A 20014-nucleotide genomic window follows, 5' to 3' on the forward strand; every position below is an offset into this window, starting at 1 on the left:
CAAAAAAATCCAAGCAACTTGCGTCACTTGGATTGTATATGTAGAATAATCGTTTCTTATTTTACAGCGACTCTCCAGCCATATTTATCTTCTGTGCGGTTGTACTGTATGTCGTTTAGGTCTTTTTTAAACTTCATACCGTAGCTATTTTCTGGTGCGTTGAGTTTGTGATCTTCACCTTTATAAGCAAAGCTCTTAAAAGGAACAACGACTGCTGCAGTACCTACTCCAAAAATTTCCTTAAGCTCACCAGCTTGTGCAGCTGCTACAATTTCTTTTACAGACACTGGTCTTACTTCTACAGTAATTCCTGCTGCTTCTGCAAGTTGGATAACACTTTTACGAGTAATACCGTTAAGAATTGTATCATTAGTAGGAGCTGTAAGAAGTGCATCTCCCACACGGAAGAATACATTCATCGTACCAGCTTCTTCTAGGTATTCATGTGTATTTGCATCTGTCCAGATTACTTGCTGGTACCCTTCTTCTTTTGCAAGATTAGTAGGGTAAAACTGAGCAGCATAGTTACCTGCAGCTTTTGCATAACCTACACCACCACTAGCGGCACGGCTATACTTTTCGGCAAATACTACGCTCACTTCTCCAGAGTAATAAGACTGTGCAGGAGCAAGGATAATCATAAACTTGTACCTATCTGCAGGTGATGCAGATACTCCAGGTTGCGTTGCAATGTGAAACGGGCGAATGTAAAGTGAGTTACCGTCACCAGCTTTGATCCATGCTTCGTCAAGTTTAAGAAGCTCCGTAAGACCTTCCATAAAAACATCTTTAGGAAGTTCTGGCATTGCAAGACGAGCAGATGATGTATTAATACGTTCCCAGTTATCTTCTGGACGAAATAAGAAGATATCACCGTTATCATCCTTAAAAGCTTTCATTCCTTCAAAAACAGCCTGTCCATAGTGAAAAACTTTTGCACTAGGATCCATAGAGATAGGGCCATAAGGAACTATTTCTGGTTGTTGCCACTTGCCATCTGCATACTCAACAGAAAACATGTGGTCTGTAAATACGCTACCAAAAGCAAGGTTACTAAAATCAACATTAGCAATTTTACTGTTGTCACGTTTTGTAATACGAAGTGTAGAGGTTGTTTCCATAGCAACAAATTTAATGATTTGTCATCCTTGTCGAGTGATTTTTGCATAATTTTACGATGTTCAACTAAAAACCAACCTATTATGAAAATATATGCAACGATATTCTTAATTTTCTTGACATTACTAAGTTGTAAAGAGGTTAGCAATGAGAGTGATAACGCTTTCGCGAAAGCGGAAACTGAAAATAAAGAAGCTCAAGAGATCTACGCAAGCTATGGAGAAAAGATATCTGCAGCAGGTGCAATGACCAAAATCGAGATCTCAGAAAAATATGCAGCTCTTGCCGAAGGCGATACGGCTGTAGTAAAATTTGAAGCACCAATTAATGATGTTTGCGCCTCAAAAGGTTGCTGGATGCGCTTAGATATAGCAGATGAGGAACAAGTTTTTGTAAAGTTTAAAGATTACGGATTCTTTGTGCCTACAGATACTAAAGATGGAAATGCTGTAGTAGAAGGAAAAGCTTACTTAGAGGAAGTATCTGTAGATGAACTGCGTCACATGGCAGAAGATGCTGGAAAATCTAAAAAAGAGATAGCTGCGATTACTAAACCGGAGCGCGAGTTACGCTTTATGGCAGATGGTGTGTTAATTAAAGCAGACTAAGCCACACTTTATAAAATCATTAAAAAAGGGTAGGCGTATGCTTACCCTTTTTTACTAGTATTACCTAACAGAAATGAAGAGAGAAATTATAACTACAGGAGACGGCTCAAAGACGATACATATTGCAGAGTGGGATGAGCAGTATCATTCTAAACATGGAGCGATACAAGAAGCACGTCATGTGTTTTTAATGACCGGAGTAGAACACTATGTTACACAACATCGAGATCAAAAAAAAATTGCAATACTAGAAATGGGTTTTGGTACAGGACTCAATGCGTTGCTAACCTATTTTGAGGCACAAAAGCATCAAGTCTCTTTTAACTACGTGGGAGCAGAAGCCTATCCCGTTACATCAGAGGAAGCTGCAGCAATGGATTATGCTAGTCAGCTAGAGGAAGAGGATGCAACAAGCATTTATAATAAGTTACACGATGCTACGTGGGAAGAGGAGTCAAAAATCAGTGATGATTTTAAGCTTACAAAGCGTAAGCAGCGTTTTGAAGATATTAATGATACTGAGGTTTTTGATTTGATTTATTTTGATGCTTTTGGTCCAAGAGTTCAGCCAACATTATGGACAGAAGAGATTTTTACAAAAATGTTTAATGCATTAAAACCTAACGGTGTGTTGACAACATATTGCGCTCAAGGAGCCGCAAGGAGAGCAATGCAAGCTGTAGGCTTTCAAGTAGAGCGGTTACCTGGACCTCCAGGAAAACGCGAGATGTTGAGAGCGACTAAGCTTGGTCTCTAAGTTTTTCGACAATTATAATAAAGAGATATCCGCCTACATAAGCGAGCATATCCCACCACGAGAATGAGGTGCCTAGAATAATGCGCGCGAGTTCATTATCTGCTAGGCCTGTGTAGTTTATAAAGGAAATTGCTTGTAGGCCTTCTACTATAAAAGCAAATAGTAATACCGCCAGCGCCGTAATGTTTTTGCTTTTAAAACTTCTCGGAATATTAAACAACCCCATTATAAGCACATAGATTAACACTACAACGATACTATCGCCTAAGTAAGGTCTTATGAAATCGTCATGTACGTAAATGGCAATAAATATTTCCGTTGCTAGTAGGACTAAGAATGCGATGATGTATTTAATTGATAAGCGCATTAGTTTTTGTGTTTTGAATGAGTGAATTGTAGTCCAAAAAAGGATAGAATCATGATAGCTGCATAACCAAATGTGACCATCCAAGTTTTACTATTTATAAATGGATGCCTAATTTGATTCCATATGTCGTTAGTAAGACCTGAGGGGTTTTGAATAATATCCCAGCTATTCCATCTTAAAAATCTACCTAGATAAATACCAAAGCCACAAAGGATAAATATGCCTATGGTAACATAAGGAATATATCGAGATCTCAATTTTAAAATGAGTAGATTTTGCATGTCACTTACCGTTAAGTACATTATAAATAGCGCGTACCAAACAAAGGCTGTCAGCATTAAGATGTCGTACCAAATAACATCTAGAGTACTATGCTGTAAGTGCTGTAGGTCACTTATTAAATAAGGTGTATTTGGTAAAAACAGTAACCATATCATTGCTATAGGAATCCACTTCCAGTTAGCTTGCATCCATTGTTCTTTTGATACTAGAAGTAGTGAGCAAGCATAGGGTATAAATGCAAGAAACAGGTTCCACACTAAAAAGAGAAAGAAAAATGACCCAGTCATCTTAATGCGTATTGCAAGTAAAATGAAGCATAATAAAAGACCTCCTATGAGAATATAGAATTCTCTAAGTTTTGAGATGATAATTTTTTCCATGACTATAAAAAATTAAGAACAATTGCTCCACATGCAAAAGCTAGCGGAATATTTAATAGCATAATGACTAGTGTCAAAAAATGCTCTGGAAGCTCATTGCGATGTATTGCAGCATTAAAGAATACCCATATAAAAACCACAAGATGTACGATTACTGTTGGGATTAGGTGTAAATAACCTGCCATAGCAACTTCAATATCTTTTGTAATCATATATACAAATACAAATAAGATCCCAAGACAGGCACTAAATGCTGCTAGCTTTATCGCAAATCGATTAATTGCGTGCTGCGGTGTCGGTAATTTCATAAGTTGAGGTGTTTGGGTTTAGTAGGCCTAGAAGTGTTTTGGATTGCCAGGTTTCTTCAGATAAAGAAGTTTGCCATTGCTCATATCTATGTTGAATACTTGTACGATTCATAGGTTTTTCGGGGTGCGCTTTCGCGAAAGCGTGTAAAATATCTCCATTGCTACTCCCCATAGAGAGGAGATAATTGACATCTGGAGAGGCTACTTCATGCAGATTATATGTAGTAATCACACGATCCCAACTAAAACTTGAAATCATGATAACAAGCACAAAAGCAGTACGGGTATTTGCTTTGAGCATAAATAATAGATTGAGTTTACGAGCAATTTTTACATAAGTGGTAATCATACCAGCAATACATAGTGCGAGGTAGATAAAGACACCTATTCTTTTGTAAGTAAGCCCGAAACCACTGCTGTACATATAGTTTTTGTAAGCCGTGAATAGGATGATAATTATGTTAAGCGCAATCCAGATATAGGTAAAACGTCTTAGTGTCTCACTTTTTTTGTAAAAATTAAGATTACCGCGAAAGAGAATTAATATCGTAGTAATCGCAATAATAATAGAAGTGATAAGCGCACTCACGCCATCGTGTACCGTGGTAGAAAGTGTAGCTGCATCCGCAAGCGGATCATGAAGTATATACCAAATATCTGTAGTGATAAATATTATAATGAGCGCATTAAGTGCTCCTAATAGAATGGTGCCCAGTAGTTGTTCTCTATTAAGGGTAGTAGCTTTAATGTCAGATATAGGTTGTTCAGATAGAGTAGTGGAAGCATTGCGATCTATTGTGGTAAGAACATCAAGCTCTGCTTTTGAGGTTAGATTTATAATTAAATAGTACCCCATAGCTGTAGTGAGTATCCAATTAAAGTTTATAAAATCAAGATTAATAGCCGCAATCCATTCACCTAGTATAGGGTTTGCTTTACCATAAAGCATCGCAAAAACCACTACCAGCGTAGTGACAATAGCTGTGGTAAGGATGATAAATTTATAATTGTGATTACTTTTTACCTTAGGGATGTCTTTATTAGGATTCATCGTACTATGTAAAGCACCTAGCAAAGATTGATACAGTCCGTTGAGCCACTGGACATATACTGCGTTTTTAATTCCCGAGATACTACCTGCAAATACAATAAAAGCCAAAATACAAGTGGTCATCGCTAGCAAACTATTTACTGTAAATACAAATACGGTACTCAATAGATAGAGCCCTGCAGCAAGGAGAAATGATTTGTTGGACTTGGTTTCCGGACGAATGATAAGAACCGCTACTACTGCAATTATTGAAAATAATAGCATATTGAGGCCAAGGCTTTGACCGTAAAATAGAAGACTAAAAAGTATAGCGCCTAGACATCTGATTATTGAATTTTTCATGAAAGTTTGATTTTTAAAGTATGTTGTAAATCTGCGAGTGGTTCTGTGAGAAGCTCTAAGTAATTGAGGTTATAAAATCGATTTGCCTTTTTTCCTCTCTTGAAAGCTTTTATAAATGACTTAAAATGATCTATAAATAATGTTGAACCTACGGTGAGTGCAATAAAGAAGTATAGAGATCGCTTTCCATTCCCAAAGAGTAGCCATTGCATGGCGATTTCGTCAGGCACAGTAATACTAGTAGCAGTAAGTACGTGAAAGACGTCGTGATCTTCTAGTTGAGGTTCTGAAGTGAAGTGATGAGTAAGTAAAAAGCAGCCTAGATGATAACCTAGCGTTTCTGGTGAGTACTCTAGTAATTCTTTAAGAGAAATTCCCCAAGCAGCTTCTTTTTTAAAAAGCAATCTATAGGGGATTTTACTCCATTCATATAGGCGTTCTAGTAATAAATAACGAAGTGTTTCCATAATCATAAAGTACTTTGCATTTCAAAGTAAAATGATAAAAAAATATATATTTAGTTGTTGCCTAATAACTTTTCAAGCGCTTCAATGTGTTTTTTAAATGCATTTTTACCCTTTGTTGTGACACTATAACTCGTGTTAGGCTTGCGGCCAATGAATGCTTTTTGGACAATGATGTAGGCTTCTTTTTCTAATGCTTTTGCATGACTTGCAAGGTTACCATCCGTGGCTCCTAGAAGCTCTTTTAATTCTTTAAAATCTGCCTTTTCATTCACCATAAGCACGCTCATAATCCCTAGGCGGATACGATGATCAAAAGCTTTGTTTATGTTGTTTATGATGGACATTATTGTGTTTTTGTAGCGTCTCTATGATGTATGGTGTGGTGTACGCTTTCGCGAAAATATTAGTTCCTTCTATCATATTTATTATACATGATTGCTCCATAAATAATATGAAATACACCGAATCCCAATGCCCAAAAATACAATCCATATCCTATAAATTGAGTAGCAAAGAGACCAATAATCACATTTGCAAGTCCTAGGAATTTGATATCTCCTAGTGTGTATTTACTCGCGTTTACTAAGGCTAGGCCATAGAAGATAAGTGTTGCTGGAGCAATAAGACCAACAATACCATATTGAATTAGTACGATAGAGAAAATACCTCCTGCAATTAATGGAATGGCAAAATTTGCAATAAGGCGTTTTGACGAACTGTCCCAGATGGATTCTTTGTTTCTAGCTGCTTTCTTATAAGTTAAAATAATACCAGTTCCTATTGCAAGAAGTAATGTAACGAGAAATAATATGATTAAGTTTCCTGCAAGCTCTGCTGTTGCAAAAATGCGTAAAATGAGATTTAAAAAATCTTCTCTACTTGAAGCAAATAATTGAATATGTCCTTGTATTAAATAATGTGCAATAATGGCAGCTATAAGAGCATACACTCCAGCAAGTATACCAGAAAGGCCACTCAATGACATAAAACGTGAAGATTTACTCATCATTGTTTTGATGCTGGCAATGTCTTCTAGATATTTTGATGACTCCATATTAAAGTACTTTGAAATTCAAAGTTAAACTTTAATTTTGAATTTCATATCACATTACAAATTATTTTTTTCTAAGTGTTTGTGAGATATGTGCTTAATGGTAATCTAGGTAGGTGATGGGTGAAGATTGCATTTTAAAAAGAAATCATGATTGGTGATACTGCGATACATAAGTACCTTCTTTAAGAAACAACTGCATGACTCCATAGCCCCGATTGCAATAAAAATCCCGCAATGGAGCGCTAGCGTAATGAGGAATTGTAATGTAAAGCGGGTGGTACCTCGCAAAATAAACAATGTCCCTTCTGCTCAAAAAAGGAATGTAAAAAAGGGTAGGGAATTCTTAAAACACCGTATCCTGAGTCTCGTCTGTAAAGTACTCTAGGAATTTCATGCCACGGTAAGAGTTACCGTGTTTATTGAGTTTAGGGCTCCACACAGCAATAGAAAATGCGTTAGGCAAAATGGCAACCATGCCACCACCCACGCCACTCTTGCCTGGAAGACCCACACGGAAGGCAAACTCACCAGCCTCATCATAAAAGCCGCAGGTTTGCATAATGGCATTTATGCGTTTTGCCTGAGCGGGTTTTACTACTTTCATATCTGTTTTGATCTGCTTGCCTTGATTTGCAAGAAACCCAAAAGTATAAGCCAGTTGCTCGCACGTCATCTCTATGGAGCAAAGGTGAAAGTATAAATCTGTTACTTGATTACATGTGTTGTGAATGTTCTTAAAGGACTTTATGAAATTTGCTAGTGCATAATTTCGATAGCCCGTTGCCTGCTCTGAGGCGGCGATATCAGTTGCGTATTGTAAATCCTTAATTCCCGATACTTCTCGCACGTAATCTAATAATGCGGTTTTAGGATCATCAAAGAGGTCGCAAATAATATCACACATTACAATCGCCCCAGCATTAATAAGAGGATTTCTTGGGATTCCGTTCTCACTCTCCAGTTGTACCAGCGAATTAAAAGCAGTTCCAGAAGGTTCAAAATCCATGCGTTCCCAGAGTTTATCGCCTATTTTTGAAAGCACAAGGCTTAAGGATAAAACCTTAGCAATACTTTGTATAGAAAACTTTACCGTGGCATCACCGCAAGTGAACTGTTCTCCGTTTTTTGTAATGAGACAAACGCCAAATTGATCTGGATTTACGGTCGATAGCTCAGGGATATAGCTAGCCACATCACCTACATGCTCCATTTTCAACACTTTCTGGTATGTGTTATCTAGTATGTTTTGGCAATCTATCATTCTCTAATTATTCTGCAATGTTAGTGTCTCAACGAGTCGTACGCCAGTTGCTGTTTTTTCAAATAAAAATGAGGTACTTCCTCCTTGATAAAATGTAGGATACTTTGCGGTACGTTTACGCTTTCGCGAAAGCATTTCTATCACAAACATACTATTCTCGGTCTCAGAAACATAAAGCTGATAGCGTGATCTTCTTTTATCTCGTACTTTTTTAAAAGCAGGAATCTCAATAGGTTGATATAAATCACCAAAGAAGTTCTCAAAATCTTTGTCTGCAAAACGAGTGTCCATACCATCTAGCCAAAAAGCATAGGCTTGATTTGTAAAACTTACGGTCTCTGCCGATGCTGCAATTGCAGTGGCTCCCGTCTGTTTAAATTCTGGCGTTTTTTTGATTAAAGCGACAGCCTTTTGATATGTCTCCGTAGTTTCTTGCGCTTGTAGTCCTAAGCTCAAACACAAAATGGTGATAAATATTGATAGTCTCATTATAGTACTTTTCCTTTTATTTTTTTCCAGACAGTGAGTAGTAATCCTCCAGATACAACGCAAATGCTCAATCCAATAAGTGCATTAGTAAGTTGGCCATAAATGAAGTAACCCGTAGTAAATAGAGCCCCATAAATTAATACACATCCTAGCAACATTGCGACAATACCCATAGGTACACTCCACTTTTCTGTAGTTTTTATGATGTTTACTTGTTCTTGGTCTGCTTGAAGTATAATTTTCTTCCACCCTGGGCCTCCAGGTTGTGTTTTTTTATAGAACGCATAAAGTGTTTCTTTAGTTTCTGGTTTTGTGAGATAGGTGACAACAACCCAAATAAGCGTCGAGCTAAATACCACAAAAGGAAATTTTGCATACGCCGGCAACATGCCGCTAGCTCCAAAAAGCATTTCACCCAGTGAAGTAAACTCTATGAGGATAGAAATCACACCAGAGGCAAGCATAGCGCTTATCTCTGTCCACGCATTAATACGCCACCAGAACCATCTCAAAATAAAAATGAGTCCTGTACCTGCACCAAACATCAGTATGATATTGAAGAGTTGTAGTGCATTTGTAAGAGCAAGCGCGATGAGTGCGCTTATCACCATTAGAATTACCGTGGTAATACGACCTACAGCAACGAGTTCTTTTTCTGTTGCATCAGGTTTAATTTGTTGTGCATACACATCATTAACTACGTAAGATGCTCCCCAGTTGAGGTGCGTACTTATGGTACTCATATATGCGGCAGAGAGTGATGCGAGCACGAGACCTAACAATCCGCTAGGTAGCATCGTGAGCATTGCAGAGTACGCTAGATCTTGTCCTAGTTTATCTTCAGATATATTTGGGAAAGCCTCTTGAATACTTGCGAGGTCTGGAAAGATAATAAGAGAAGCAAGTGCAACTAAAATCCACGGCCATGGGCGTAATGCGTAGTGCATAATATTATAGAAAAAGGTTGCTCCTATGGCGTGGTTTTCATCCTTGGCAGCAAGCATACGCTGCGCCACATAACCACCACCGCCAGGCTCAGACCCAGGATACCAAGAACTCCACCATTGTACTGCTAGCGGGATGATGAGCAACGTGATAAGCATTTCTGTATCGTTAAAATCTGGAAGGAGATTGATTTTATCTTTTACATTTTCATGCGAAATTAGAGCTTCTAGTCCGCCTATTTCTGGCATACCTACGATGTAATATGCAGCGCCAAATGCTCCTGCCATCGCCACAAAGAATAATATAAAATCTGTATACACCACTCCTTTAAATCCTCCTATGGCACTAAAGACAACGGTAATCACTCCAGCAACAACCACTGTTGTGACAGGATCTAGACCCAGCATTACTTCGCCTATTTTTATTGCGGCAAGAGTTACACCAGCCATAGCGAGTACGTTAAATACAATCCCAAGATAGATAGCTCTGAAGCCTCTTAAAAAACGAGCAGGAGCGCCACCGTAGCGAAGCTCGTAAAACTCGATATCTGTTTTTACCTCAGACTTACGCCATAGTTTTGCATACACAAAAACCGTAAGTAATCCAGTAACGAGAAATGCCCACCATACCCAGTTACCTGAGACACCATTAGTACGCACAATATCTGTAACCAGATTAGGAGTATCTGTAGAGAATGTTGTTGCTACCATAGAAAGCCCTAAAAGCCACCACGGCATATTACGACCCGATAAAAAGTATTGTGTAGTGTTTTTTCCTGCGCTTTTGCCTACGTAAAAACCTATGCCTAAAATAATTACAAAAAGAGCAATAATAATGGCAATATCTAAGCCAGATAAGTCAATCATAAAAAAAGAAGAATGTATGGTGAATCAGAGTAGGAAGATAATGATTTAAAATAGCATCTATATTTATTGAGATGCCCTTTCTAATTTAAAATTTACAATTGCTTTGTTATCAGTAAAGAGTGTAAGAAAAGGTTGGCTGGGATTTTTGACTTTAACTTTTGCTACCAATTTGTTGTTTTTTCTGTGGATAAAAAGCTTTTTAGCAAATTTAAATGATGCATTTTGGTAATAAATTTCCTTTCCTTTTGGGAGCTTATCAAAATAAATTAGATAAGTGTCATTTTTATATTCTGTTAAAATACCTTCGTGATCATCAGCTAGATGAATATCTGATGAGCTGTAGTAGGTGTAAAATACTGGTTTTGAGAAAAATGTTTTTTTTGATATTGGTTTTTCAAGTAATTGCCAAGTTGGATTTCCAGGGTAGTGGTGCTGAATAAAAACCTCTGGAGGAGCTTTATAAAATTTATTTGAAAAATGAAATTCCCATTTCGTTTTATACTCAACTTCATAACCGGCTCCCCACGTAGTATCTACCAAGTGCCACTCCTCATTCAAGTATACAGCGTTCCATACATGATCTTTCATGCCAGGATCTGCCCCAATAAAATTGGGGTTTAGTTTTGTATAACCACGGATTTTTTTTGCGGGAATTTCTAATTTTTCGCAAAGGGCGACAAATAAAGATGCATAATCATCGCAAATTCCCTTTCTGTTTTTTAAAGCTTGAGTGATTCTTTGCTCCTCTAAGTTTCTTAATTGTCTAGCTTGTTCTTTTGATGAACGATAGATCATCAATGGAGGAGATCTAAAGCTGTAATATCTGCTTAAATCGTAGGCAATATTTTTACTAATCCAAGTGTAGACAGCTCTTGCCTGTAGTTCTTTAGAGTTGAAGTCATTGTGAATTCTATAAGCAATGTCTTCAATGGTATTTAGTGTTTTTGGATAGGTATTTACCTGTAGCTCCAGTTCTTCAATTGTCTGACCGTTTGCAAACAGTGAGAAAAAGAGAAATATAATTGCTAAATGTTTTATTTTCAAGATCTTTAGTTTTAAAAATTAAAGATAAAACAAAACAATGAACCCAGCCGAAGAATACATCCTCGCTAAACCAGAGCCTTGGTGCTCTATGCTTATGGAGTTGCAAGCAGTAATTAAGCGTACCGTTCCTGAGGTAGAAGAGGGTTATAAATGGCATTTACCATTTTATAGCTTAAAGGGTAAAATGTTCTGCTTTTTAAATTTCAGAAAGGCCTTTGTAGATGTCGGATTTCCTAAGGGGATACTTATACAGGGATTTGATGATGTATTAATAGCCGGAGAAGGCCGCAAGCAATTACGCTCGCTTAGATATCATGCTCCAGAGGAGATTGATGTGCGTAGGCTAGAGGAAGTACTCAAAGCAGTGGCTAGATTAACTTAACCTATATTTTTACCTTATTAGGGTCTAAATAGCCCATTTTTAAGGGCATAAATCACCAAGCCTGTCCTGTTTTTTAAGTTGAGTTTTGAGAATACGCTATCACGATATCCTTGCACAGTTTTTGGACTCAAAAACATAACATCTGCAATCTCATTATAAGTCATCTCTGTACAGGCATGTTTTATAAATTCGATCTCTCGATCTCGCAATGCATCTTTGTTGTTGCCATTTAGGCTTTTTACAAGTAGCTGACTTACCGTATTTGTATGATAATAACCATTTAAAGCAAGTTCGTTGAGAGCATTTTCAAGTGTCTTTTTTTCGGTGTCTTTAAGTAAATATCCTTTTGCGCCAGCGCGTATCATTTGTAAGATAGTGTGATCATCCTCTTCTACAGAGAGTGCGAGTATGAGAATAGTAGGGTAGAGCTCCTTTACCTGTGCGGTAGCTTCTATACCATCCATAATAGGCATGTTTACATCCATCAAGATGATGTCTGGGCGCTTATTTTCAAAACGAAGGTTGTCAAGAAGTTCTTGCCCATTTTTACAAGTGTAAAGGACTTCAAAATTGTCGAAAGAATTTACTAGGCCGCTTATAGCTTGGCTTAATAAGGTATGGTCATCTACAATAACGATAGTTTTCATAGTGGTTGTGGTTTGTAAGTAAGCGATAGCGTTGTGCCCTCGCCTACGTTTGATTTGTAGTCTACTGTAGCTCCTATAAGCTTTGTACGGGTCTCAATATTAGTGAGTCCTATGCCGTTTTTTGCTCTTGCTTGATGGTAGTCAAAGCCTACGCCATTGTCTTTTACAGTGACATGTAATGTATCAGATTTATAGAGTAGGTTTACGTCAAGATTAGTTGCTTTGGAGTGCTTGATGGTGTTTGTAAAAAACTCTTGTAAGATTCTAAAGATGATGGTCTCAATCTTTTTATCTATAGTAATAGGGGTTCCTGTAATTTTGAGAGATGGTTTTAGATACGCCATTCTGTTAAAGCGTTCTAACTCTAAGTTTAAGGCTTCCGGTAGTGACATATTTTTGAGAGCCTCTGGATTTATGAGCTTAGAGAGCGCTCTTATTTCTGTAAGTCCTTTGCCTATAGTAGCTGCTGCCTCGTCAAGATCTTGCTGGCTGCCACCACAATTTTGGGTTTGGATTTTGGCAAGGGTAAGTAACTGTCCTATGTTATCATGGAGCTCCCAGCTTATATTGCGTAGCGTTTCTTCTCGTATTTCTATCTGCGTCTCTGCAATTTCTTTTTCAAACTTTTTCTTTGTGTGCTCTTGTTCTAATAGTAAGGTGTTCTTACGTTTCATAAATACAGAGAAAAGTACCACTACAACAACGAGGAGTAGCAGTAATATGGTTATAGCCACTAAGACTATAAACAGGGTGCCATTATCTTGATTTTGGATAAGAAGCATAGATTGGATTGGAGTAATTATAATGAATGTTGAAGGTACTTATTTTGATATTGATTACCCATAGGGCATTTACCCCAAAGTCAATGTGTGATGGTTTTTAAAACACGCTTTCGCGAAAGCGTACTATAAACACCTACATTTCGTAAGCACTTAATTTTTTAGGGTCTGTCCATATAAACCCAAACACTAAAATGATATTAGTTACTACGAGAGAAAATGTCTGGATTGCTCGTAAGGTGTTCAATAATTCTTTTGAATACTGAAAATCCATCTGGCCTACCATAAATGGAGCTAATGGTATAAAGGTGATACCAAATAATAAGTATCCAGCAAAAACAAAAAGTTCGAGTTGGTTTTTAAGTCTAAGCGGTGCATCGCTCTTAAGACGGTCTATGGCATAATACATAAGTAAAACGACCAATAAAATCATGGCAATATTATAGATAATACTCATATAGTGCGTGACCACAGGCACTGTAAAAGCTCTAATAATAATGGCTATGATCATCGCTGTAGATAACCATGTTACAATACGTTTTCTAGTCGTATTTTCTATATGATCATACACCATCTTATAAAACAAGATGTAGAATAAGAATGCATAAAGGTTATATGCCCAGTGATTATTGTGGTAGTAGTGTGAGTATATTTTAGCCATACTTTCTGTGATGACCGCTATCCAGAGAATATACAGTATGGTTTTTATAGGTAGATGTTTGTACTTAGAAAAGAAGATAGTTGCCACAAGTGCCACTATAATTTCTGAGATATACATTAGAGTACTCAAGTAGGGGTTTCTTTAAGTTAGTGCTGAAAGGTAATAAATTATAAAGATGGATTTTGTAAGATTTTTACTCGTGGAGCGCTGTATTACGCTTTCGCGAAAGCGTACTCAACACTAAAATTTCATATCAAAATAAGAAAAACTGTATTTACGGCAATCGCGGCTTATTATCAAACCGATAATATAACGCAATCGCACAAAATAGGGTAGCTACTAAAAACAGTAGAAACAAAATAGTCACGCAGACCAGCCATATGACAAGAACTTCTTCCTTAATCATCTTTTTTTAATAAGTGAGTATTGGAATGAGGTATCTTATTTGACCAATAGAATGCAAAAGCAATGAATAGATAAGAAGTGATAATTACAAAGAGATGAATTTTGTATAGATTGATTCTCAATTCATTATTACCATTAATAAGGTATTGTTCGGCTAATACTATGACTGGGTAGGCAATGTGAAAAGTTAAAAAACCAAAAGAAACCCATAAAAAGAGGTTTTTTTTGAGCATAAGAACATTGTCACTTTGAAGTTCCTCCACAAAATAACGAAGTAGCATTATTACAATGAGTATAGAAGAAAAAGTAAGCGAGTGATTAAGAAACTCTGTAGTCACTGACGTAAATGTCAGATCTAAAACTACACCTAAAGCGAAGAGAGCAATTACAACAACAGCAAAATATTTTGAATTTTTAACTTTTAACTGAGAACTAATAATAAGCAATAGAGATAGCGGTACGATTATCCTGTATATATTATAAAGAATATATCCGGTCGAAGAAGGACCAAAAACTTTTTGGCATAAAATCTCATTTATAGGTATATACCATAGTAATGGTAATAGCCACAAGAGCTCCGTGTGTTTGTACTTATAGAAGAAAATCGTTGCCGAGATTGCAGCTATAAATTCGGAAATGAATCCTATGTTATATAGTGTGTCCAAACTGGGCAACGGTTTTATGATGAATTTTATTGATAATCAGAATCATTTGGTGGTGGTGGTGGTGGCCTCCAAGGCATACCATTTATCGCTAGACTCTGTATTGTATTCTGTACTGGTAACGTGAGATTTGCCATATTTGAGCTGGCTTTAGGAGCTTTTATAATATCACCTACAGCTACAGCAATACTTTTGCCATTTCCTTTTTTAATTGCAAAAGAAAGGTCGTCTCTTATGTCTCCTTTTTTTCCAGCCTCCATAATTGGGTTGATAAAAACTGTTGCGCGACTATCATTTTTACCATTAGGGTATTGCGAGAAATAAATACGCAATCCTGAAATGTCTGTTTTTGCTTCACCTGCTTCTTGTTCTATAAATGCCAGGTACTGTTTGAGTTCCTTATAGTCCATAGATAATGAGCGAGTTGCTTGTACATATCGATCATCTTCTGGTTTAATTGGGTTGCCATCTTTATCTATATTCACAGAGGTTTCTATAAGTGGTACTCGTTGGTTACCGTACCTGTGGTACATATCTTCTGCTTCTTGTACGGTTATTATGGTGCTGGGAGCAGCCAAAGGTTCTTCACTCTGGTCATCTGTGTGAGGTGTGCCCTTGGGGTCACCGCCGCAGCTTAGCATTAAGAATCCGCCCAATAAAAGGATGGTTAGAAATTTACATGTTTTCATGTGTATTAGAATTTTGGTTAGTATTAATGTAAATAAAACGTTAACCAAGCTAGGGAAATACAAGTATACTATCCTTACTACTCATGGGGTAGGGGTAAATGTCCCTTTATGGGAAATCAGTGCTAACGCTATAATTAGTAGAGCATGTTGTAGCATAAATAAAGCAAGCAATCTAGTTCTCTTTTAACACAGATCAGATGCTTTTTTAGAATAGATAAAGCCAAAGGAGAAGATGGTGTACATTAAAAAAACTATGAACCCCATTATGTATGAAAAATTAATACTCATCTCTATATTATTTGCATACATATTTCTTGCTAATAATATTACGGGTGATGCTATTAAAAACAAGGTAAAACCTAATAAAAAATATGTAAACAATTCCCGAAAGGGGTTGTGTAAGCTATTTGTCTTAAAGAGTCCTATTATATAAAGAAATAAACTTATTAGAGCTATTAGGTAGCCCGTAGTTTTAGAGACAAAAAGAACTTCCTTGAAGCCTTTAAATATTAGTTCTGCAAGAAAAATTAATAGTGCTATACCAGAAAGTATCAGAGTTGTATTCTTGAATTTTTTAATCTTAATATATTTGTAACTCATCCATAATACAAAAAATGTAGTGATGAATCCATAGAGGTTAGTGAGTTGAAATCTTATAATACCTTCTCTAAGTAAGAAATATGCTGCAGCTTCGTGCAATACTACATACCATAAGTACACACAAAAATATTTGAGAGGTGTTGATTTATATTTCCAAAGAGTAAATAATGAACACAATGCCGCTACTAGCTCTATTGTATGAATCAATATGCGTATCGTGTTCATTATTTTAATACATTTTTATTAATGATAATCGTTAGGATCATTTTGTCTCGGCGGTGGTGGATATTCCCAGTCATCACCAGCGAGACTTTGGATACCACCATTAAGTGATTTTGTGTCAGAAGGCTTAGGTATTTTTCCATCTATCACATCACCTACCGTGATTACTTGTTTGTTACCATCTAAGTCAGTATGAATCGCATAAGATATATTACCATCAACTCCTTTAAAGGCAGCGACTGGATTTATAAAAACAGTTTCTCTGCCAGGTTTTCCTTTAGTAGGTTTTGTTGCCCCAAAATAGATGCGAAGCCCTTTTGGAGTTACCCCAGCTTCTTTGGATTCTTTCTCAATAAAAGCCATATATGCTTTCATCTTTTCATAATCTGCAGTCACAAATCTTGTCGCTTCATAAGGCTTGTCAAGATCCTCATATAGTTTATTTACTCCACCCTCTATAAAAGGTGCTCTGTTTTGACCATAAGTCCTGTAAAGGCTATCTGCCTCTTCAACAGAGATAATGTTATCTGGTATGTCTTCCATTGTTTAATTTGGTTGGTGCATTCTTTCCTAATAGTTTTAAGCTTGTTTATCACAATCTAATGTGAAGCAATATTTGAAAAAGAAAGAACACGCGTTAATAATTTGATTCCAGAAATAGTTTGGATTGTTATTTCACTACCAAAATACAACTTATGATTGTAATTGATACAATACCAAATATTTAAAGATGAATATGCCCTTTTTAAGTTGAACTTGAACTTGAACTTGAACTTGAACTTGAACTTGAACTTGAACTTGAACTTGAACCTGAACTTGAACCTGAACTTGAACCTGAACTTGAAGTCGAAGTTCAAGTCGAACCTTATGCTGAAATTGAAATCATTGTCATTTCGACCTTGTGGAGAAATCACATAACGCTGAGCACACTCAAGTAATAACTACTAGTAAGCAACTTCCCTAAGCCAAATAATGAGATCTCTCCTTCCGTCGAGATGACAATAGTTGAACTTGAACTCAAGTCCCCTCCTTCGAAGGAGGGCTAGGGAGGATGTTCCGTGCGAGTAAGCACACTCGAGTGAGAACAGTTGGATTTGAGAATTTAAGTCCCCTCCTTCGAAGGAGGGCTAGGGAGGATGTTTCACAAGAGTAAGCGCACCCGAGTAAGAACCCCAACATAGCAACTTCCCAAAGCTAGATAATGAGATCTCTCCTAACGTCGAGATGACAAAAGCTGAAATGGATCATGTATTTAAGTACCCTCCTTCGAAGGAGGGCTAGGGAGGATGTTTCACAAGAGTAACCGGGCAAGAGTAAGCACACATAATTGAGGATGTTCCACAAAAAAAATCCAACATACCTAAGTACATTGGATTTATAATAGTTGATATATTCAAATTTCCGCGAAAGCGAAAACAAGTATTTTCTAAAACTCAGCGTGACCAGGAAAACGTGGGTAAGGTATTACATCACGTATGTTTGTCATTCCCGTTACAAATAGCACAAGGCGCTCAAAACCAAGACCAAAACCACTGTGCGTACATGTTCCAAACTTACGAGTATCTAGGTACCAGGAAAGCTCCTCCTCAGAGATGTCTAGTGCTTTCATTTTTTCTTTAAGAACATCTAGACGCTCCTCACGCTGTGATCCTCCTACCATCTCACCTATTCCAGGGAAAAGTACATCCATCGCACGTACGGTCTTACCATCTTCGTTAAGACGCATGTAAAATGCCTTGATGTTTGCTGGGTAATCAAATAAGATTACTGGGCAGTTAAAGTGCTTTTCTACAAGGTAGCGCTCATGCTCAGACTGTAAATCTGCTCCCCATTCATTGATCGGGTATTTGAACTTTTTCTTCTTGTTAGGCTTACTATTACGCAAGATGTCAATTGCCTCCGTATAGCTTACACGCTTAAAGTTGTTATCTACTATAAAGCTCAGCTTCTCGCGCAGTGGCATAGGTGCACGATCTGCTTCTGGCTTGCTCTTGTCTTCTTGAATTAGTCTGTTTTCTAGAAACTCAAGATCATCTTGGCAGTTTTCTAGCGCGTAGTTAATTACATATTTGATAAAATCTTCGGCAAGATCCATGTTGCCGTCTAGATCACAAAAAGCCATCTCTGGTTCTACCATCCAGAACTCTGCAAGGTGACGAGAAGTGTTACTATTTTCTGCTCTAAAAGTTGGCCCAAATGTATAAATCTTCCCAAGTCCTAATGCATACGTCTCTCCTTCTAGCTGTCCAGAAACCGTAAGGTTCGTTTCTTTACCAAAGAAGTCTTTGCTGTAATCAATCTTTCCATCTTCTGTGCGCGGCGGATTTTCTGGGTCAAGCGCGCTTACGCGAAACATCTCACCAGCTCCCTCTGCATCACTACCGGTAATGATAGGCGTATGTGCATGGAAGTAGCCATTTTTATTAAAATACTCGTGTATGGCAAACGATAACTTTGAGCGTAAACGCATTACAGCGCCAAAGGTGTTAGTGCGAACTCTTAAGTGTGCCTGCTCACGTAGTTTTTCTAGTGTGTGACGCTTAGGAGAGAGTATCGTGTTTTTTAATTCTTGAGGATCTGCATCTCCCTCAATCTGGATATCTTTTACTTTTATTTCTATACGTTGCCCTCCACCTTGACTTTCTTCTAAGGTTCCTTTGATGGCAACGGCAGCACCTGTAGTGATACGCTTTAAAAGTGCTTCGTCTGTATTTTCAAAATCGACTACACACTGAAGGTTATTAATAGTAGAACCATCATTAAGTGCGATAAACTGGTTTCCGCGGAAGGATCTTACCCATCCTTTTACCGTAAATTCTTGATGAATTTTGTCACTTTCGAGTAGCGCTTTAATAGGCGTATGTGTCATTGTATCTTATTTAAATGAATTCTCTAGATAGAGGGCAAATATAAAAGATTTTTGTGGTAGGGTAAGGGGTAAATGGACTGAAATATACGCTAAGGCGCATTACTCTTTATTGAGATTTGCAGCAGTGCTCAAGTTGAGGTGTAAAAAAGGTTTTCACGCTTTCGCGAAAGCGTACCCTTATGGGTTTAAAAACTGCCCTTTCCATGTTCCATCTTCAAGTGTAAAACTCGCTCTAATATGGTTAGGTCTCTTAAGCTGAAGAAACTCTAAATGCGTAGGTGCAATCTCAATAATGGTAAAGTAGTGCGTGTTTTCAAGATAATCTACCGCATCTGGGTTTGAAATCTCTGCGCCAGGAGCATCAGTAGTAGTATAATCTTTTTTTGATGAAGGCTGCACGCCGCTGTAATAGCGTTGCAGCTCTACGGGATCTGTAATGATAGACGCGTTTCCTGTAACTTTAATCTGCAGCAATTTTTTAGGATGGTAGAAGAGTAAGCTAGTAACATCATTCTGTAGTAACTGAGCTACTTTATTGGATCTACTGTCAGTATAAATTCTCAGTTTAAAATCGTCTGTAACTTGTCTTAGTACAACTGTTCTAAGCGCAGGAACTCCAGAAGTATCTACCGTTCCCATAGTGGTGTACCTAAACGGGTGTCCCTTTTTGTTGACGCCAAGTTGTAACTCGTCTTGTGCTTCCTTAAAATACTGATCTGTCATACCTTTTTGTATAAAGATACAAAGGGAATGCCTAG

At 37.4% G+C, this 20014-nt stretch carries 23 protein-coding genes; 3 read left to right on the forward strand and 20 right to left on the reverse strand.

Annotation, left to right across the window (positions count from 1 at the left end; all coding sequences use genetic code 11):
- Positions 1-56 precede the first annotated feature (56 nt).
- Complete coding sequence (locus tag ACJJVW_RS09375) at positions 57-1121, reverse strand: branched-chain amino acid aminotransferase (protein ID WP_405251458.1); 1065 nt, start codon at positions 1119-1121, stop codon at positions 57-59.
- 81 nt (positions 1122-1202) lie between these two features.
- On the opposite strand from ACJJVW_RS09375, the gene ACJJVW_RS09380 reads away from it, so the two are divergent.
- Together ACJJVW_RS09380 and mnmD are read left to right on the forward strand one after the other, a co-directional pair.
- Positions 1203-1727, forward strand: a complete 525-nt coding sequence (locus ACJJVW_RS09380) for a DUF4920 domain-containing protein (RefSeq protein WP_379952943.1) — start codon at positions 1203-1205, stop codon at positions 1725-1727.
- A 73-nt stretch (positions 1728-1800) separates the two neighbouring features.
- Positions 1801-2484, forward strand: coding sequence for a tRNA (5-methylaminomethyl-2-thiouridine)(34)-methyltransferase MnmD (gene mnmD, locus ACJJVW_RS09385; RefSeq protein ID WP_379952944.1), 684 nt, complete (start codon positions 1801-1803; stop codon positions 2482-2484).
- Here the strand turns inward: mnmD and ACJJVW_RS09390 are convergent.
- From ACJJVW_RS09390 to ACJJVW_RS09440, 11 genes are all read right to left on the reverse strand, one after another.
- Complete coding sequence (locus ACJJVW_RS09390) at positions 2468-2851, reverse strand: DUF2809 domain-containing protein (RefSeq protein WP_379952945.1); 384 nt, start codon at positions 2849-2851, stop codon at positions 2468-2470. The two genes, mnmD and ACJJVW_RS09390, sit on opposite strands and share 17 nt — an antisense overlap.
- Entirely contained in the window at positions 2851-3513 is a 663-nt protein-coding gene (locus tag ACJJVW_RS09395) for a DUF1361 domain-containing protein (RefSeq protein ID WP_298330123.1), read from the reverse strand. The genes ACJJVW_RS09390 and ACJJVW_RS09395 overlap by 1 nt, the downstream gene beginning before the upstream one ends.
- 2 nt (positions 3514-3515) lie before the next feature.
- Positions 3516-3821, reverse strand: a complete 306-nt coding sequence (locus ACJJVW_RS09400; RefSeq protein WP_298330121.1) for a hypothetical protein — start codon at positions 3819-3821, stop codon at positions 3516-3518.
- Positions 3790-5214: a DUF4153 domain-containing protein gene (locus ACJJVW_RS09405; protein ID WP_298330119.1), complete on the reverse strand. Its 1425-nt coding sequence runs from the start codon at positions 5212-5214 to the stop codon at positions 3790-3792. The genes ACJJVW_RS09400 and ACJJVW_RS09405 overlap by 32 nt, the downstream gene beginning before the upstream one ends.
- Positions 5211-5681 (reverse strand): Coq4 family protein, encoded by a 471-nt coding sequence (locus ACJJVW_RS09410; protein WP_405251462.1) that lies wholly within the window; start codon positions 5679-5681, stop codon positions 5211-5213. Before ACJJVW_RS09410 ends, ACJJVW_RS09405 begins: the two co-directional genes overlap by 4 nt.
- A gap of 50 nt (positions 5682-5731) precedes the next feature.
- Positions 5732-6025 (reverse strand): winged helix-turn-helix domain-containing protein, encoded by a 294-nt coding sequence (locus ACJJVW_RS09415; RefSeq protein ID WP_405227196.1) that lies wholly within the window; start codon positions 6023-6025, stop codon positions 5732-5734.
- A gap of 59 nt (positions 6026-6084) precedes the next feature.
- Positions 6085-6735: a hypothetical protein gene (locus ACJJVW_RS09420; RefSeq protein WP_405251464.1), complete on the reverse strand. Its 651-nt coding sequence runs from the start codon at positions 6733-6735 to the stop codon at positions 6085-6087.
- Positions 6736-7078: 343 nt separating this feature from the next.
- The gene (locus tag ACJJVW_RS09425; protein ID WP_405251466.1) at positions 7079-7996 is read right to left on the reverse strand and encodes a glutaminase; all 918 of its coding nucleotides are present in this window, start codon (positions 7994-7996) and stop codon (positions 7079-7081) included.
- A 3-nt stretch (positions 7997-7999) separates the two neighbouring features.
- Positions 8000-8485, reverse strand: a complete 486-nt coding sequence (locus ACJJVW_RS09430) for a hypothetical protein (protein ID WP_405251468.1) — start codon at positions 8483-8485, stop codon at positions 8000-8002.
- Entirely contained in the window at positions 8485-10296 is a 1812-nt protein-coding gene (locus ACJJVW_RS09435) for a sodium:solute symporter family protein (protein ID WP_405251470.1), read from the reverse strand. Before ACJJVW_RS09435 ends, ACJJVW_RS09430 begins: the two co-directional genes overlap by 1 nt.
- A gap of 63 nt (positions 10297-10359) precedes the next feature.
- The gene (locus tag ACJJVW_RS09440) at positions 10360-11340 is read right to left on the reverse strand and encodes a transglutaminase domain-containing protein (RefSeq protein WP_405251473.1); all 981 of its coding nucleotides are present in this window, start codon (positions 11338-11340) and stop codon (positions 10360-10362) included.
- A gap of 37 nt (positions 11341-11377) precedes the next feature.
- Here ACJJVW_RS09440 and ACJJVW_RS09445 point away from each other — a divergent pair, with 37 nt between their 5' ends.
- Positions 11378-11722 carry a DUF1801 domain-containing protein gene (locus ACJJVW_RS09445; RefSeq protein ID WP_405251475.1) on the forward strand — a complete coding sequence of 115 codons (345 nt, stop codon included), beginning with the start codon at positions 11378-11380 and terminating at the stop codon, positions 11720-11722.
- A 17-nt stretch (positions 11723-11739) separates the two neighbouring features.
- On the opposite strand, the gene ACJJVW_RS09450 is transcribed toward ACJJVW_RS09445, so the two are convergent.
- The 8 genes from ACJJVW_RS09450 to ACJJVW_RS09485 all read right to left on the reverse strand — a co-directional run bounded on the left by ACJJVW_RS09450 (position 11740) and on the right by ACJJVW_RS09485 (position 19979).
- Positions 11740-12369, reverse strand: coding sequence for a response regulator transcription factor (locus ACJJVW_RS09450; RefSeq protein ID WP_013750197.1), 630 nt, complete (start codon positions 12367-12369; stop codon positions 11740-11742).
- On the reverse strand, positions 12366-13151 hold the full coding sequence (locus ACJJVW_RS09455; RefSeq protein ID WP_339849321.1) for an ATP-binding protein: 786 nt from the start codon (positions 13149-13151) through the stop codon (positions 12366-12368). The genes ACJJVW_RS09450 and ACJJVW_RS09455 overlap by 4 nt, the downstream gene beginning before the upstream one ends.
- A gap of 133 nt (positions 13152-13284) precedes the next feature.
- Positions 13285-13938, reverse strand: a complete 654-nt coding sequence (locus ACJJVW_RS09460; protein ID WP_405251477.1) for a hypothetical protein — start codon at positions 13936-13938, stop codon at positions 13285-13287.
- Positions 13939-14207: 269 nt separating this feature from the next.
- The gene (locus ACJJVW_RS09465; RefSeq protein ID WP_405251479.1) at positions 14208-14879 is read right to left on the reverse strand and encodes a hypothetical protein; all 672 of its coding nucleotides are present in this window, start codon (positions 14877-14879) and stop codon (positions 14208-14210) included.
- 26 nt (positions 14880-14905) lie between these two features.
- The gene (locus tag ACJJVW_RS09470; protein WP_405251481.1) at positions 14906-15565 is read right to left on the reverse strand and encodes a hypothetical protein; all 660 of its coding nucleotides are present in this window, start codon (positions 15563-15565) and stop codon (positions 14906-14908) included.
- Positions 15566-16408: 843 nt separating this feature from the next.
- Entirely contained in the window at positions 16409-16930 is a 522-nt protein-coding gene (locus tag ACJJVW_RS09475) for a hypothetical protein (RefSeq protein WP_405251483.1), read from the reverse strand.
- A gap of 883 nt (positions 16931-17813) precedes the next feature.
- On the reverse strand, positions 17814-19256 hold the full coding sequence (asnS, locus tag ACJJVW_RS09480) for an asparagine--tRNA ligase (RefSeq protein WP_405251485.1): 1443 nt from the start codon (positions 19254-19256) through the stop codon (positions 17814-17816).
- 177 nt (positions 19257-19433) lie between these two features.
- Positions 19434-19979, reverse strand: a complete 546-nt coding sequence (locus ACJJVW_RS09485; protein ID WP_405251487.1) for a pyridoxamine 5'-phosphate oxidase family protein — start codon at positions 19977-19979, stop codon at positions 19434-19436.
- Positions 19980-20014 lie beyond the last annotated feature (35 nt).

Source organism: Dokdonia sp. Asnod3-C12 (assembly GCF_045063975.1).
Classification (GTDB): domain Bacteria; phylum Bacteroidota; class Bacteroidia; order Flavobacteriales; family Flavobacteriaceae; genus Dokdonia.

Coding starts and splice junctions, on each gene's coding strand:
- ACJJVW_RS09455 (WP_339849321.1), bottom strand. CDS start 13,151: ATGCTTCTTATCCAAAATCAAGATAATGGCACCCTGTTTATAGTCTTA.
- ACJJVW_RS09390 (WP_379952945.1), bottom strand. CDS start 2,851: ATGCGCTTATCAATTAAATACATCATCGCATTCTTAGTCCTACTAGCA.
- ACJJVW_RS09435 (WP_405251470.1), bottom strand. CDS start 10,296: ATGATTGACTTATCTGGCTTAGATATTGCCATTATTATTGCTCTTTTT.
- ACJJVW_RS09470 (WP_405251481.1), bottom strand. CDS start 15,565: ATGAAAACATGTAAATTTCTAACCATCCTTTTATTGGGCGGATTCTTA.
- asnS (WP_405251485.1), bottom strand. CDS start 19,256: ATGACACATACGCCTATTAAAGCGCTACTCGAAAGTGACAAAATTCAT.
- ACJJVW_RS09400 (WP_298330121.1), bottom strand. CDS start 3,821: ATGAAATTACCGACACCGCAGCACGCAATTAATCGATTTGCGATAAAG.
- ACJJVW_RS09405 (WP_298330119.1), bottom strand. CDS start 5,214: ATGAAAAATTCAATAATCAGATGTCTAGGCGCTATACTTTTTAGTCTT.
- ACJJVW_RS09450 (WP_013750197.1), bottom strand. CDS start 12,369: ATGAAAACTATCGTTATTGTAGATGACCATACCTTATTAAGCCAAGCT.
- ACJJVW_RS09475 (WP_405251483.1), bottom strand. CDS start 16,930: ATGGAAGACATACCAGATAACATTATCTCTGTTGAAGAGGCAGATAGC.
- ACJJVW_RS09395 (WP_298330123.1), bottom strand. CDS start 3,513: ATGGAAAAAATTATCATCTCAAAACTTAGAGAATTCTATATTCTCATA.
- ACJJVW_RS09380 (WP_379952943.1), top strand. CDS start 1,203: ATGAAAATATATGCAACGATATTCTTAATTTTCTTGACATTACTAAGT.
- ACJJVW_RS09430 (WP_405251468.1), bottom strand. CDS start 8,485: ATGAGACTATCAATATTTATCACCATTTTGTGTTTGAGCTTAGGACTA.
- ACJJVW_RS09375 (WP_405251458.1), bottom strand. CDS start 1,121: ATGGAAACAACCTCTACACTTCGTATTACAAAACGTGACAACAGTAAA.
- ACJJVW_RS09410 (WP_405251462.1), bottom strand. CDS start 5,681: ATGGAAACACTTCGTTATTTATTACTAGAACGCCTATATGAATGGAGT.
- ACJJVW_RS09425 (WP_405251466.1), bottom strand. CDS start 7,996: ATGATAGATTGCCAAAACATACTAGATAACACATACCAGAAAGTGTTG.
- mnmD (WP_379952944.1), top strand. CDS start 1,801: ATGAAGAGAGAAATTATAACTACAGGAGACGGCTCAAAGACGATACAT.
- ACJJVW_RS09485 (WP_405251487.1), bottom strand. CDS start 19,979: ATGACAGATCAGTATTTTAAGGAAGCACAAGACGAGTTACAACTTGGC.
- ACJJVW_RS09445 (WP_405251475.1), top strand. CDS start 11,378: ATGAACCCAGCCGAAGAATACATCCTCGCTAAACCAGAGCCTTGGTGC.
- ACJJVW_RS09415 (WP_405227196.1), bottom strand. CDS start 6,025: ATGTCCATCATAAACAACATAAACAAAGCTTTTGATCATCGTATCCGC.
- ACJJVW_RS09420 (WP_405251464.1), bottom strand. CDS start 6,735: ATGGAGTCATCAAAATATCTAGAAGACATTGCCAGCATCAAAACAATG.